Annotated in this window: 8 protein-coding genes; 4 read left to right on the forward strand and 4 right to left on the reverse strand. The window is 64.3% G+C overall.

Going from position 1 to position 15,100, the window contains the following annotated elements; genetic code table 11:
- Positions 1-876: 876 nt before the first annotated feature.
- A complete protein-coding gene (locus ACMGFG_RS12265) occupies positions 877-1,635 on the forward strand; it encodes a creatininase family protein (protein WP_436930619.1) in 759 nt (252 codons plus the stop codon).
- Positions 1,636-1,831: 196 nt separating this feature from the next.
- Here the strand turns inward: ACMGFG_RS12265 and ACMGFG_RS12270 are convergent, their stop codons facing one another.
- Entirely contained in the window at positions 1,832-2,971 is a 1,140-nt protein-coding gene (locus ACMGFG_RS12270) for an FAD-dependent oxidoreductase (RefSeq protein ID WP_436930620.1), read from the reverse strand.
- 138 nt (positions 2,972-3,109) lie between these two features.
- Positions 3,110-4,576 (reverse strand): amidohydrolase family protein, encoded by a 1,467-nt coding sequence (locus ACMGFG_RS12275; RefSeq protein ID WP_436930621.1) that lies wholly within the window; start codon positions 4,574-4,576, stop codon positions 3,110-3,112.
- A 262-nt stretch (positions 4,577-4,838) separates the two neighbouring features.
- Between ACMGFG_RS12275 and ACMGFG_RS12280 the strand changes: the two genes are divergently transcribed.
- Positions 4,839-6,488, forward strand: a complete 1,650-nt coding sequence (locus ACMGFG_RS12280) for an NADH-quinone oxidoreductase subunit D (protein WP_436930768.1) — start codon at positions 4,839-4,841, stop codon at positions 6,486-6,488.
- A gap of 26 nt (positions 6,489-6,514) precedes the next feature.
- Here ACMGFG_RS12280 and ACMGFG_RS12285 read toward each other — a convergent pair whose 3' ends face one another.
- Entirely contained in the window at positions 6,515-6,805 is a 291-nt protein-coding gene (locus tag ACMGFG_RS12285) for a DUF7562 family protein (protein ID WP_436930622.1), read from the reverse strand.
- Between the two features lie 310 nt (positions 6,806-7,115).
- Here ACMGFG_RS12285 and ACMGFG_RS12290 point away from each other — a divergent pair, with 310 nt between their 5' ends.
- The gene (locus ACMGFG_RS12290; RefSeq protein WP_436930623.1) at positions 7,116-7,943 is read left to right on the forward strand and encodes a CPBP family intramembrane glutamic endopeptidase; all 828 of its coding nucleotides are present in this window, start codon (positions 7,116-7,118) and stop codon (positions 7,941-7,943) included.
- 415 nt (positions 7,944-8,358) lie between these two features.
- Positions 8,359-9,585, forward strand: coding sequence for an FAD-dependent oxidoreductase (locus ACMGFG_RS12295; RefSeq protein ID WP_436930624.1), 1,227 nt, complete (start codon positions 8,359-8,361; stop codon positions 9,583-9,585).
- Positions 9,586-9,605: 20 nt separating this feature from the next.
- Here the strand turns inward: ACMGFG_RS12295 and ACMGFG_RS12300 are convergent, their stop codons facing one another.
- On the reverse strand, positions 9,606-14,804 hold the full coding sequence (locus ACMGFG_RS12300) for a PAS domain S-box protein (protein ID WP_436930625.1): 5,199 nt from the start codon (positions 14,802-14,804) through the stop codon (positions 9,606-9,608).
- Positions 14,805-15,100: the final 296 nt, after the last annotated feature.

The raw sequence follows: 15,100 nt of genomic DNA on the forward strand, positions 1-15,100 counted from the left end.
GCAAGCGAGACAACCCGATCAGTGAAGCGGGCCAGCTTGGATGACACAACCGGCTTTTCCCGCTTCACTTCCTAGTAAGTTAGACATTTAGCCGCTCTTACTAGCGTCTAAACACGGCCCATCTTCGTGGAAGAAACGAGGGCGACCGCAACCGACAGCAAGTGCTGAAAGCCGTCGGTGTGCTCGCTAGCTGGAGTTAGTACCGCAGGAGACGGCAGGCGCTGAAAGCCCTCGGCACGCTCGCGGTCGCTGAGCGGGATATCTTCGCTCCCTGCGGTCGCTCAGATAGTGGCCCGCTCAGACGACTACATAAACGCGAGCGCGCCTCGCCCTTTCAGTCCGCCAGGACAGCAACCGCCCCGCACAGCACCGCAGACGGTCACACACCTCCCCAGCCGATTCGCTCGTTCGCGCCGCTCACTCGCTCATCCCTCGCACGTTGCTGTCGCGCGCATGAAAGCGCGCTCCAGCGCGCGCCAACCGCACCGCGACCGCTCACTGCAACAGCTATCGCCTGTACTGAGCAGACTAGCCTCTACCAGCTCAGTCGAATCTCTGCTAGTAGAAACTCAATGTGGTGGCCGCACAGCTGTAGAGGGACTTCTCGGGAAACGGCGTTCCACATTCAGAGACTACTAGTAGGTCAAAGACCGACAGATGAAGCTGGATTGATCGGTCAAATGCTACGGTATCTGATAGGAATTAGGAAGTCTACTGAATAGAACGCGCGAATCTCGCACGGCAGCCGCTCCAGACCTCGGGTGCTGGAAGCGTTCGATACAGGGGACACCGATCTCGACTGCGCCCGGAACGATCCGAGTCACCTTCATCCTGTGTGACAGGACTTTTAAGCTATGCGGGAGCACCACAAACTGCATGCCTTCTCGCAGGTCAATACTCCTTGAGGAGATGGTATGGCCAGAAGTCGAATCGGCGCTGGCAAACGGGAAACGGACGGCGATCGTTTCCGTCGGCTCGATCGAACAGCACGGCCCCCACCTCCCGTTGAATATGGACACACTGGACGGTGACGAACTCTCGTGGCGGATCGCGGAGAAATTGGAGGATGCCCTTGCTGCACCGACGATCCGGCCTGGCTGCTCGGGACATCACATGGAGTTCCCGGGCACGATCACTATCCCACCCGAGACACTGATGGATGTGATCCGGGCATACTGCCGGTCGCTCGATGATCACGGCTTCGAATATATCGTCTTAGTCCCGACGCACGGCGGGAATTTCGGCCCGGTCAAGACTGTCGCACCTGATGTCGCTCGGGAAATCGAAGCCACTGTGATTCCCTTGGCTGACCTCGATGAGCATATGCAGTTATTGAACGATGGCCTCAGCGAGGCGGGGATCGAATACGATCAAGACGTAATTCATGCCGGTGCAGCCGAGACGGCAGTGGTGTTGGCGGTGAATGAGGATCTTGTAAGGGTTGAGAACATCGAGTCCGGCCCTGAAGGGGAGATCTCTACCGCTCGTCTTCTGAGCGAAGGGTTCAAAACCATCACCGAAAACGGTGTGCTTGGCGATCCGGCTGAAGCAACCGCTGAAGCCGGCGAAACCATCATTCAGAACGTGGTTGATACCTACGTTGATCACATCGAGAATGAACGCCGTTCTGTTTAGACACGCACCTCAACCGAGGTTAAACAATTCATGCGTAGACGTTCCTACTGCCTGTTTCAGTCCGTTCGGCATGAATCAAACGTATCCTCCGTGCTGCACCCATCCTCTGTGTCTTGCACGCTGTTTCTATCAGGAGTTGGTGCCATCTATCCGTTGATGAAGCGATGAACTTGCAAGTCGAGGCTTGAAGCACCCCTCAGCCCTCCGTTACCTGTCGTTCGATAAATAGGTCGAACAGCGGCGTGTGTTCGACGACCCAGTTGCGGGCCTGTCGCGCCGACTCAGATTCGAGGAACGTGACGGCGGCCTCGAACCGCGCCTCGCGTCGCACGCGTTTCGCATCGTCCCGGCGGCGCTGTTCGAAGCGTTCGAGTGCGCCGCTCGGGTCCCCTGGGCGTGCGGTCGCGAGTTCCTGTGCGAGGACGCGCGCGTCCTGCAGCGCGAGCGAGGCGCCCATCCCGGAAATGGGGTGGACAGCGTGGGCCGCGTCGCCGACGAGGGCGACCCGGTCGGTGTGCCACCGCTCACAGGTCACGTCGCGGACCCTGTCGAAGAACGGGTCGTCGTCGGTCCCGTCCAGCAACGCAGGCAGTTTCCACCCGATCGCCTCCGCTCGCGCACGGAGGTGTGCTCGTGCTGGTGGGTCCGGGCGCTGGTCGAGTCGGGCGGCGAGATTGAACCCGACCCGGTCGCCGACGCGGGCCACGAACCCCTCGGTACCTCGCCCCCAGACGCTGACCATGTCGCTGCCGACGTCGACGTCCTGGTCGGCCCACAGCGACCAGACGTACGTGTCGTGTTCGCGCTTCGTCCACCGGGTGAAACACTGCTCGCGAACCGTCGAGTGGACGCCGTCCGCGCCGACGACGAGGTCGTACGTCTCGGTCGTCCTGTCCTCGAAGGTGACGCGTACGTCCTCGTCCCGTTCGTCGATGCGGGCCGGCGAGGTCCCGAACCGGACCCGGTCTTCCGGGACGCCTTCACGCAGTACGGCGTGGAGGTCGCCGCGATGGATCGCCAGCAGGAGCGTCCGGTCTGGCGGAATCGTCGTCCGCGTCAGCAGGTCTCCGCCGGCTCGAACCGCGAACCCGTCGGGGTCGGCGGCGAGGTTCCGGGCGTGGTCGAGTCGACCGAGGTCTCGCAGGACCGCCAGCCCGTCTTCCCAGAGACCGATCCCGTAACCACCGTCTCGCCACCCGGGAGCCTGTTCGACGACCGTCGGAGTCCGTCCCTGCCGCCGGAGATAGTCAGCGAGCGCGAGGCCGGCGATCCCGCCGCCGACTATCAGGACGTCCTGTTCGGCGGTGTTCGTGTGTGTTTCCGTCGGGCTACTCATGTCTACACCCTCGTCAGGCCGGGACATAGAACCACGTCCTGTGTTTCACTGTCTGAAACGGGGTCGTGAGACTCGTTTGTGACACACTTGCGCTACAGCGGCCTCTCGGCGACAGTTTCTGTCGCCTAGTCTGTGGAACTACAGCGACTCTTTGACGCGTTGCCAGCCGAGACGAGCCAGCAGATGTGCCGGTCCGCGCTTGGGAAGGTCCCGGACTGTCTGCAGATGCCCCGGAGGGTCGCTCCCTTCGACACTCATCTCCCAGCCGATGTCCTCCCCGAACCGATCGACGGCACGCTCGGCGCGGTCACAGACCGCGTCGGCGTCCATCGTACGGACCGTTCCGTCGTGCATGAGTATCTCTCCGTCGACGATCGTCGTCTCGACATCCGCTGCCGTGGCGGTGTTGGCGACCAGTGCCGGGACGTTGGTCCGGGGCGCGAACTTCGGTTTCGAGAGGTCCAGTACGACGAGATCGGCCCGCTTTCCCGGTTCGATACTGCCGATCTCGTCCGCGAGGCCCAGCGCTCTGGCACCCTCGACCGTGAGCATCCGGACGAGGTCCATCGACTCGAACTGGTTCGTGCCGAAAGAGAGATTGGCCGCGAGCCGCGCCTGTCTGGCCTCGCCGAGAAGGTCCGTCGAGTCGTGCCAGTAGTGGTCGTCCAGTCCGAGGCCGACCGTCGCGCCCGCGTCCAGTAACGTCGGGACGGGTGTCCAGTCGGTCTCGCCGTCGGGTTCCCAGTAGCAGAAGATCGACGGGCAGTGTGCGATGGCTGCGTCGTTGGCGGCGACGCGTTCGATGTCTGCCTCGTCGGCGACCCGGAAGTGGGCCGCCACGAGTCGGTCGTCGAGGAGTCCGACGTCGTCGAGCAGGGCGAGTGAATCCGCCGCGTCGTTGGCCCGACTCATGACGTTGCCTTCTTCGAGTTCGAGCAGGTGCGTGTGGACGGGCAGTTCCGGGTACTCCGCGGCCAGGTCGGCCGCGCGTTCCCACACCTCGCGCGAACACGACCAGTCGTCGTGCGGACAGACTGTCGCTCTGATGCGGCCGTCGTACGTGTCGTGGTACTCCTCGATGAACGAGCGAGCGCGCTCGAACTGTTCGTCCTCCGGGATGTCCCAGAACAGGTCGCTGATCCACGGGCCGAAGAAGCCGCGGAGTCCGGCCTCGCCGAACGCCTCCGCCCCGTGACGGGGGATCGCGTCCATCGCGTTGACGGTCGTGACGCCGCCGCGGACGAAGTTCAGCGCGGCCAGTTCGACGCTCGCCTCGACGAGGTACTCGTACTCACCGCGACCGAGTTGCTCACAGAGCGCGGTCATGTCGGCGAACATCTCGCCCAATCCCATCTCGCTGAACGCGCCGATGAGCGCCGAGATCTCTAGGTGGGCGTGCGCGTTGACGAGTCCCGGCATGACCAGTCTGTCGCTCCCGTCGATGACCGTCTCCGCTGTGAGAGCAGGATCTGACGGTTTCGACTCCCTGACCTCCGTTATTTTGCCGTCCCCGACGACGACTGTCCCGTCCCGATAGATTTCGTCTCGACCGTCCATCGTCAGCACCGTCGCATCGTGGACGACGATATCCGAACCTGTCGACATATGTGGGGGATCGACCAGCGGTCCCGAAAAACAGACTGCCGTGTTTCTGTCTCTGAAATCCGCGACGCCTGTGCGTGTGATCCACTGCGGTTTACGGGGGAGATCGGACATTGCTGACCCACCCGTGTTTCAGGCGGTGAAACACGGAATCGGTCGTTATCACGCCCCTGTCGCTACGAAGGAGTATGATCAAGGCAATCTGTTCCGGTGCTGACGGCGGGAACCGAGGTGACGAGCTGTGAGTTCCGGGGAAACGTCAGATCTGGTACCCGACACCGCTGGCGACTCGTCGGTAGAACTGGACGACGACGAACTCGCGGCCCTGCTCGGGGATAGAGTCCTCGACCGGGAGACCCACCTGAACGCCGAAGGGTTCGTGATCCGACCGGACGACGTCGTTGACGCACTCTCGACGCTCCGAGAGGTGGCGGGATTCGACCACTGTTCATGTGTGACCGCCCAGGAGTACGCTGACCGGTTCGAGACGATCTACCACCTCCGGAAGTACGACGACCCGACAGAGGAGGTGTCGGTCGTGGTCCCGACGACGATCGACGACCCCGTGAGCGAGTCCGGCACCCCCGTATACGAGACGGTCGAGTGGCACGAGCGCGAGGCCTACGACCTGCTCGGCATCGAGTACGACGACCATCCCGATCTGCGCCGGATCCTCCTGCCCGAGACGTGGCAGGGTTACCCGCTCCGCGAGGAGTTCGACGGCACACAGCCCCAGATCGTCACGTTACGGGAACACGCGAACCCGCTGGAGGACGACAATCGCCACCAGGATACGATGTTTCTGAACGTCGGCCCCCAACACCCGTCGGTCCACGGTGTCCTCCACCTGGAAACGGTGCTCGACGGCGAGACTGTGGTCGATCTCGACCCTGATATCGGGTACATCCACCGCTGCGAGGAGCAGATGTGCCAGCAGTGTACCTATCGTCATCAGATCATGCCCTATCCCGACCGGTGGGACTGGGTCTCGTCAGGACTGCTCAACGAGTGGGCCTACGCCCGCGCGGCTGAGGACCTGGCCGACATCGAGGTCCCCGAGTACGCCCAGGTGCTCCGCACCATGGGCGCCGAACTGAGTCGCATGGCCTCGCATCTCATCTCCATCGGGACGTACGCGCTCGACGTCACCGGCGAGTTCAGCGCCAGCTTCATGTATGCCTTCCGGGACCGCGAATTGGTGCTCGACCTGCTGGAGGACCTGACCGGCCAGCGCATGATGTTCAACTACTTCCGACTGGGTGGGGTCGCGTGGGACCTCCCGGACCCGCGCAGCGAGTTCGTCGCCGACGTCAGGGATTTTCTGAGCGGTCTTCCGGATAAAATCGCCGAGTATCACGACCTGCTGACGCGCAACGAGGTGTTCCAACTCCGGGTCGTCGACACCGGCGTCTTAGACCCTGACGTCGCGAAACAGTACGGTTGTACCGGGCCGGTCGCCCGAGGGTCGGGCATCGACTACGACCTGCGACGCGACGACCCCTACGGCTACTACGACGAACTCGACTGGAACGTCGTCACCGAAGACGGGGGCGACAACTACTCGCGCGTGCTCGTTCGCCTCCAAGAACTGGAGCAGTCGGCCAGCATCGTCGAACAGTGCGTCGACCTGCTCGAAGACTGGCCCGAAGACAACCGCGATATCCAGGCGAACGTCCCGCGTACGCTCAGACCCAACCCCGACACCGAGGTCTATCGAGCGGTCGAAGCCGCCAAAGGAGAACTCGGCATCTACATCAGGTCCGACGGCACCGACACTCCGGCACGGTTCAAGATCAGGGGTCCCTCTTTTTCGAACCTCTCGGTGCTCCCGAAACTGGTCGAGGGGGGTACGGTTCCGGACCTCATTGCGACGTTCGGCAGTCTCGACGTAATCATGGGCGAAGTCGACCGCTGACCCGTTTTCGACATCGTGACCGGCTTTCACTCGTCAGCGGCGCTTTCGGCGACGATCTCGAAGTACCGTCTGAGGAACCCGTCCCGGTCAACTTCGCCGGCGCTGGCGTCGACGAGCGTCGATTCGAGTTCGTCCCGCGGCTGATGACAGCACTCTCGGTAACAGGGCTTGCAAAGGTACTCGAACCGTTTGCCGTCGCGACTCCAGCGGTCGCCGTGTTTGTCGTACTCGCGCGCTTCGGAGCGTGGAACCGTCGCCCCGCAACCGATACACGTCACGTCGTCTTCCGAGTTCGAGAATCTGTCCCGGATGCTCATGTCCGACTGTCGGCTTTCCACCCCAGAAAAGGGGGGTTCCGGGTTTCAGCGAGCGAAACACTGCAGGGCACTCTTTTGGGGTGGGTGGGGACGCTCCCCGTATGGAACTGTTCGGGCACGCCTCGCTCGCTGGTTCACACGACGTATCGACCGTCGAACGGTCCCCGACGATTCGTCGGCTATCAACCGCTGTACCGGAGGTGGACCGATGACGGTGGATTCTCCGAGTACCGACCCGTCGTCGGATAAACGTATCACGTTCGACGGCGGACTGTGAACGCTCGTCGGATTCGGCGGTGCAGTCGCCGCGATGGCCGTCGTCGCGATCATGGTCGGAAACGCCGTCTCGGACGTCAGTTTTCCCGCGTGGATCGGCCCCGCTGGCGGGACCGTCAAGTTCAGAGTGCTCGCGGGAATCGCGCTGCTGTTGCTCCGGGTCGAAGGCGTCCGCCCGGGCGAAATCGGGCTCTCCAGGCGGCTGCTCGGACCTGCACTTCTCGCTGGTTTCGGTCTGTGGGCGGCGCTGAACGTCGTCGCCGCCGGACTGGCGGTCGCTCTCGGCAACCAGTGGGGGTTCGGACTGATACTTGAGATGCCGGCCCGCTGGCCGGACGTTCCGTTCACGCTGTTCACCTCGCTGGCGTTCGATTTCCTCGTCGTCGCGCTGGTCGAGGAGTTCGTCTTCCGCGGGTACCTCCAGACCAAGGTGATCGCGTTGCTCGGCGACGACAGCCGGGCGCGTATCGGACTCGGTATCCTGGCCGCGAGCGTCGTCTTCGGCGCACTGCACACCCCTGCGATGATCGTCCAGGGCGCGTCTCCGTCCGGGATCGTCGGGACCGCGGCGTTCCTCGGGCTCTCGGGCCTCGGGGTCGGAATCCTCTACGAGTTGACCCACAACGTGTACTTCGTGGCACTGTTGCACGCGGTCGGGAACACGTGGCCCCTCGTCGCCGACGTCTGGACCTGGTCGGGGACAGCAGTGGTCGCCGCTCTGGTCGCCGTACTGGTCGTGTACTTCGGTGTGACATTCGCGTACCGCTCCTGGGCGCTCGATACCGACCTGACACCGGTCGTCGAGCGGTCGGAAGCGTCGCAACCAGCGCGGTCGGACGGGGTCGACCCGTCCGGCGTGTAGCCGCCATCGACTTCACGATCGGGTGCCGAGACATCCTCTCACGTCGCGGCAGTTCGTCGTCCTGTCGGCCGGAATGTCCCGGTGTACGGCCGACTGTTTCCCCGCCTGAAACACGAGTCGAGTTCTTAGGCACGTCCCCTGCGAAGGGTGTCCTACGTAAATGAGCGATCGTAGCCTATCCCGTCCGAGTGATGTCGCGTCTGTCTCTCGGCGCCACCCACCGGTTTCCGACACGGCCGACCGACGGGACTCGAGTCCCGGTCGAAGAGGTCGTTCAGGTCCAAGGAGTCACGACGGTTGGTCCGATCACCGGACAGACCGTCCGGGGGACCATTCTGCTACCGACTGTGGTGACGATACGTCGAACACTGCGTCGGAACGAGCGACTCATAGTCCACGTAACGTCGCGAGCGAGGTGGACGAGCGACGGACAGGATCCGATGTCCGAAACCTGCCGACGCCTGACTGGGTCCCCACTGACGACGTGATCACAGAGCGTCCCGACAAACAGGTACTCGTCGTCGGCGACACGGTCGTGGGACTGACCCTCACGCTTCTCCTCCGGCATGCGGGCTACGACCCACTGGTCGTGAACGGAACGGCTCCTCCGGTCTCGTCTCGGACCACATATCTGTGTCCACCGGCGGTCCGTACTCTCGACGCTGTCGGTGTCGGCACTTCCGTCCGGGATTGCGGGACCACCGTCGAGAGCGTGTTCGTCAACGTATCGACCTCACAGAGTGACCCGACCGTCCTCTCGATGGGCACTGAGCAAGCGGAGACAATGCCACTGGTCGTTCGAACGGACCGTCTCCGTCGCGCGCTCGAAACGCGACTCCCCGAACAACAGCACCGCGGTGATCGAGCGGTCGAGACGGTCTCGCGACGGGACGGTGGACTGGTCGTCAAGTTCAGAGACGGCATCCACGAGTGGTTCGACGTCGTCGTCGACGCCGGTGGTGGTGGCGATGCACTTCGCCCAACCGGAGCAGAATCACCGGCGTCCGACCCGCTCGCTCAGTACGAACTCCCCCTCGATACCGTCACTCTCACTCAAGCTGGAATACGGGATCACTGGCGCTCTGACGCTCTCATTCAGGCGTTTCAGTCACAGGATGATTCCGGAGGGACCCTCCGAATTACGACACCATGCTCGGATATCGAGCGAGTACTCGCCGACGTGAACCCGGAAACGGGACCCCCGAGCGAGACGGACCTCGTCTCCGAAGGGGCTGAGTTCGAATCGACGAGAATCCAGCACATGAGGGCGTCGGACGCGGTCGCGGATTGGTGGGGGTCCGGTCAGGTGGCGTTCTGTGGTCGCGCTGCGTGCCCGGTCGCGCCAGCGAGTGGGTTCGACGTCACAATCGGTATCGAGGACGCGATAGCGTTCGTGACGGAACTGAACGATACGACCCAACCAGTCTCGGACATTGTCGACACCTACTCGTCCCGGCGAGCGGACCGTCTCACGACGCTCCGGGACAGGGTCGAATCCGTCGGAACAGACCACCAATACCCGCTGCCGGGCTCGACGCGACCGCCGCTCGCTTCGCTCGGTGCGCTCCGGGTGGTGACGCTCGGTTCGTTTCTCGGGACCCCGATGGACTCCATCCAGCGAGAGGGATTCAAAGTGTACTGAACCGGTCCGAATGCCACATCTCAGGCGTCGGCCTCGAAGAGGAGTCCGAACGTCTTCCGCTGGGCGAGCCTGAGGTGCTTGTTGAACGTCGGCTGCGTGATATCCAGTTGTGCGGCGACTTCGTTGCCGTCGTGTTCGCGTGGCCACTCAAAGTAGCCCGCCGAAAGAGCGGTCCGGACGACTTCGAACTGCCGGTCAGTGAGTTCCGCTCTGACCTGGTCGCTGATCTCCGCCGGGGCCCGGTCCCGTCGCCGGTGCTGGCGCTGTGCGACGAGTTCGAGCGACGGCGCAATCTCCTCCAGTCGCTCGACGAACGACCGGACGTCGGCCTCCCGTGGCACTTCGACGCGGATCGTCGTCTCGTCGGCTTCGGCAGACGCCTCCCGCAGTACGCCGCCGTACTCTGCCAGCGGTGCGCCGAACCAGTCGTCGGTGCGGGCCTCGACAAGTGTCGACGACGACTCCTCGGCTACGACTTCAACCGTTCCAGGTAATCGCCGAGTCGCTATCTCGGCGACGTCGTCGGGGACATCGCCCTCGAAACTGTAGTAGACGCTCACGGGGCCGTCCTGCCGGGCAGCGGTCCGTTCGAGTCTGACGCGGCAGTCCGCCGCTGACGCCGCACGGGCGAACGAGAGCGCCTCGCCGGACCCCGTGAACTCCAGTTCGACGGTCTCGTCGGATTCGAGCGCGCGCCGTCGCTCGATGGCGGCTATCGCGTTCGCGATCGAGGTGCCAAGTTGCGCGATGACGTCCCGCTCCCGGTCGCCGAAGGCGTTCGGCGAGTCTGTCCCGATGGTCAGCACGCCGTGTGTGATCCCGTCGTAGGTGAGCGGGACGGCACACAGCGACTGGTACCCCTCGGAGAGTCCCTGGCGGCGCCAGTCGCCGGCCGGTCCGTCGGCAACCAGCGAGTCCGCGACCCGTGCCTCATCCGTCCGCCAGGCGTCGACTGCGGGGTGTGGGTCCGCCGTCTCGTCCGTCGTCGTCAGGTCCAGCGCGTCGACGTACTGGTTCGACGCACCGACGACCGCGCGGGCCGCCAGTCTGTCGGACCCGACGTCGAGACCGCCGACCCACGCCAAATCGTAGGGGCCTGAGCCGGCGAGGCGGTCACAGACCGCCTGTTCCACCTCACCCGGGTTCGACGCCTCCGTGATGGCGGCCTCGACCTGCTGGGTGAGACGGGCGATCCGGTCGAGGCGGTCGGCCCGCTCGGTCTGCGTGCGCAGTTGCTCCTCTTGGGCGGCGAGTCGCTGTTCCCCTTCGAGGTGGTTGAACGCGGCCTCCAGTGTCGCCGCGAGAACGTGGGCCGCCTGGACAGTCTCCGGGCCGAGTTGGCTGTCGGGCGACCCAACCAGCAGGACGCCGTGGTTGCCCAGCGCGAGCGCGCGCCACTCTGTCAGATCCCCGAGCGCACCCGGTGGTTCCGCGTCGTCGGCCGCTCCGACGAACCCGGATTCGCTGTGGCCGCCGTCGGAAGCGACGATCGTGCCAGTGGCGAACCCCTTCCAGAGCGGCCCGTCTCCCGGTCCGATGGGGTCGGCCGCGACGTCCGCCGGGAGCTGGCCGGTGAGCACTTCAGGCCGGAGGACGCCGTTCTCGTCGTCGTAGAGGAAGGCCCCGACGGCCGGCAGGTCGAGGGTGTCGGTGGCCGCCTCGACGGCCGTCCGGGTCGCCTCCTCGGGGGTGTCCGCCGTCGCGAGATCGTCCGTCGCGTCCTCGAACGACGCCATGCGCCGCTCGCGTGACTTGCGGTCGGTAATATCACGGCTGACGATCACGATTCGCGGCTCGCCGCTCGCCCATTCGGTCGGGTAGTAGTCCGACTGCACCCAGCGCACCTCCCCGTCGGGGCGCTCGATGCGGTACTCGCGGGAGTAGCTGTCGGCCGCTGTTCCCTCCTCGATGTCGTCGACGATGCCCTCGACGAACGACTGATACTCGCCGGCATCATCGGGGTGAAGCGTGCCGAAAAACCCGTCGTCGTACGTCTCACGGATCGTTTCGAGCGACTGTCCCCAGATGTCCTCGTACCCGGAACTCACATAATCCGGATCTTGTGACGCGGCGGTGATCGCTTCGGCCCGCGTCATGAAGATCGCGTCGTCAATCCGATTGAGGATCTCGCTGAGCCGGCGCTCGGTGTGTCGCCGTTCGGTGATGTCGTGCAGGAGGGCGACGATGCGTCGCTCGCCGCCGATCTCCCCGAGTTCGTGTCGAGCGCGGACCCAGACGGTTTCGCCGTCGGCTGTCTCCAGCGGCCACTGGAACTCCCGTCCGCCCTCTCGGGCCGACTCCAGGATCATCTCTCTGGCCTGCTCGCCGCTGACACCCTCGGCCGTCGCTTGGAACTCGGAGAGCGGCCGGTCGAGAAACGCCTCGCGGTCGTAGCCGAGCAGGTCCGCGACCTGCTCGTTGGCGTCGACCACCGCCCCCGAGTCGGGGTCGTGGACGACGAGCCCGTCGCCGGCCATGTTGAAGATCTGCTCGTACTCGCGTTCGCGGCGCTTGCGCTCGGTGATGTCCTCCACGCGCCCGACGATCCGGTCGACGGTTTCACCCTCAGTCCTGACGGGGAATCGGGTGACCGTGACCCACCGCGTCTCCCCGTCGCGTTCGATCCGGTACTCCCCCTCGTAGGCGTCCTGTGGGTCCCCCGCCTCGACGTCCTCGATCAGTCGTTCGACGTCGGCCTCGTACTCCGGCCGGTCGTCGGGATGGGCCGCCTCGACGAACGACGTGGGGTCCTCCGAGAGTTCGTCGACCGGTCGACTGTAGATCTCCTCGTAGGCCGGATTGATGTAGAGGATCTCCGAGAAGTCGGCCGTCGCCACGTAGATGATCTCGTCGATGTGTTCGGCGATGAGCCGGAAGCGTCGGTCCCGTTCGCGTAGCTCGCGGGCGCGCTCGACGCGGTCGAGCGCCGCCGTGACGTGCCGAGCGAGGATACCGGCGGCGTCAAGGGTGACGTCGTCGAACGCGCCGTCGCGCTCGACAGCGCCGAACAGACCGTGGTCGCCGAGCGGAAAAAGGACCGCGTCGCCCGGCGGCGTCCCGCCATCGAGCTCCGTCGGGTCGCACACGGCTCTCTCGCCGTCCTCGTAGACGCCGTACTCGAAGTCGTCGGGGCTCAGTGCGCGCGGTCGGTCCTCCGGTGAGATGGAATCCGCCTCCTCACCGCTGGCGACTGGACTGAGGTGGGCGGACTCCCCGTATTCGTGGAGCCAGCAGGTCGGCAGCCAGAGGTCCAGCACCTCCGTCGCGGCGTCGACTGCGGCCGCACAGACCGCCTCAGGAGTTTCCACTTCCTGAAGATCGTCGGTCGCCTCGTGAAGCGCGCGGATCATCCGCTCACGACGTTTCCGTTCGGTAATGTCCCGTTGCATCGAGAGGATCCGGTCCTCCCCACGGATCTCGGCTGCGTCGACCGTCGCTTCGATCCAGCGCCGGTCTCCGGATCTTGTCTCCTGTTGCCACTCGATGGTCTCCGGGTCACCGGTCTCCATCACGCGCTGGCAGATTTCCTGTGCTCGCTCCCTGGTGTACCCCGCATCGCTCGCACTGAGTTCGTTGAATCCGGCCTCGCGGATCTCCTCGACGGTGTCGTAGCCGAGCCTGTTCAGGAACGTCTGATTCGCGTCGAGCGGCTGGGCCGTTTCTGGGTCCTGGACGACGATGGAGTCGTTGACGCCGTCGAAGATCTGTTCGTACTCGCGTTCGCGGCGCTTGCGCTCCGTGATATCACGGTTGATCGACACGTACCGGAGCTCTCCGCCGAGTTCGACGGTCGTCCCCTTGACATCGAGCCACCGTTTCTCCCCCTCGCTGGTCTCGACGACCCACTCGGTCTGTCTGGGCTCGTCGGAATCGACCACCTCGCTGACGAACTCCCGAGCCTGTTCCATCGTGTAGTCCGCGTCACTCAGGGTGTAGCCCTCGATCCCCATGTCGATGATCTCCTCGCGGCCGTAGCCGAGCAGGTCACAGAACGTCTCGTTGACGTTCAGTAGTTTCGCAGTCTCGGGGTCGTGGACGGTGATCGAGTCGTTGACGCCGTTGAACAGTTGTTCGTACTCGCGCTCGCGGCGCCGCCGCTCGGTGATGTCGGTGTACCAGACGTACGCGTCGGTCGCTTCGTCGGCAGTTAGGTCGGTACTGAAGTGGATGACCCTGAAGCGGAACTCGCGGATCCCGTCGGCAGTCTGTCGTCGGGCTTCCGCCTCCACCGACTCGCCCCGGGCGACTCTGTCACTGAAGCGGTCGTGTTCCTCGCGTTCCGCCTCCGGAACGACCGCCTCGGCGACGGTGGACCCGACGACTTCGTCTGGCGGGAACCCGAACACCTCCTCGAAGGCGGGGTTGACTTCCCGAATGATTGGGTCGCCGTCTTCGAATCGCACCCTAACTACCGGGTCGGGGTTGTTCTCGAACAGCACCGACCGGCGGTCGCGCTCGCGCTCGAGCTGGCGCTCGTACTCGGTGCGTTCAGTTACATCCCGCGAGAGTGTGAGCACGCGGTCCTCACCTGCGATCGTCGCCGGCGCGAGCTTTACTTCCAGCAGGCGCCGTTCCCCCGCTGCCGTCTCGATCATCCACTCGACAGTCTCACCCTCACCGGTTGCGGCGACGCGTTGCTGGATCTCGTAGGCCCGCTCGTCTGTGAACCCCTCTTCGGAAACGCTGAACCCACCGATGTCCATCTTGATCAGTGCCTCGCGCCCGTAGCCGGTCAGGTCACACAGCGTCTCGTTGACGTCGACCAGTTCCTCGTCCCACGGGTCGTGGACGGAGATAACGTCGTTGACGTTGTCGAAGACCTGCTCGTACTTACGCTCCTGGCGGCGCTCTTCCGTGACGTCAACCGACGTCGAGAGGACGACCTCCCGGGCGCCGATCTTGATCACACGGAGTCGCGACTCGATCCACCGGACTCTACCGTCGGCCGTCGTCACCGGCCACTCTACCTCGATCGACTCCTCTTGGTCAGCGGCGCTCGCGACGACGTTCGTCATCCGCTCGTGGTCGTGGCCGGGAACGTCGGCGACGAAATCGCCCATCCCCATCGAGAGGAGTCGCTCGCGGTCGTATCCCAGCAGGTCACAGAACGACTGGTTGGCATGGACTATCTCACCCGACTCGGGGTCGTGAAGAACAACAATTCCGTCGAGATTGTCATACAACTCCCGGATCCCAGTTCGGGCGTGTTCGCGCTCCACGGTAGCGGCAACCCGTTCAGTGAGTAGGCTCGGGTTGGTATCGACGAGTCCACGTGGCAGTGTCTCGGTCGCGCCCACCGACAGCGCATCCGCCACTCGGTCGGCATCCCACCCGTCGACGAGCACCACGATCGGAGAGTCCGGACGTTCGGCGGTCCACCGCTGGATGATCTCGTCGACGTCGACCCCCGGGACACCGCTATCGACAACCAAACAGTCGCCGTCTCGGGCAGAACACCCCTCCGCAGTCATTTCCTCCGGTTCGATCATCTCCGCTTCGAAGGGACGGTCGGTTT

The organism is Halosimplex halobium, assembly GCF_051414055.1.
Classification (GTDB): domain Archaea; phylum Halobacteriota; class Halobacteria; order Halobacteriales; family Haloarculaceae; genus Halosimplex; species Halosimplex halobium.

What these genes read in the sequence shown, in the direction of transcription:
- ACMGFG_RS12290 (WP_436930623.1), top strand. Translation starts at nt 7,116, where the DNA reads ATGGCCGTCGTCGCGATCATGGTCGGAAACGCCGTCTCGGACGTCAGT.
- ACMGFG_RS12265 (WP_436930619.1), top strand. Translation starts at nt 877, where the DNA reads ATGCCTTCTCGCAGGTCAATACTCCTTGAGGAGATGGTATGGCCAGAA.
- ACMGFG_RS12285 (WP_436930622.1), bottom strand. Translation starts at nt 6,805, where the DNA reads ATGAGCATCCGGGACAGATTCTCGAACTCGGAAGACGACGTGACGTGT.
- ACMGFG_RS12275 (WP_436930621.1), bottom strand. Translation starts at nt 4,576, where the DNA reads ATGTCGACAGGTTCGGATATCGTCGTCCACGATGCGACGGTGCTGACG.
- ACMGFG_RS12270 (WP_436930620.1), bottom strand. Translation starts at nt 2,971, where the DNA reads ATGAGTAGCCCGACGGAAACACACACGAACACCGCCGAACAGGACGTC.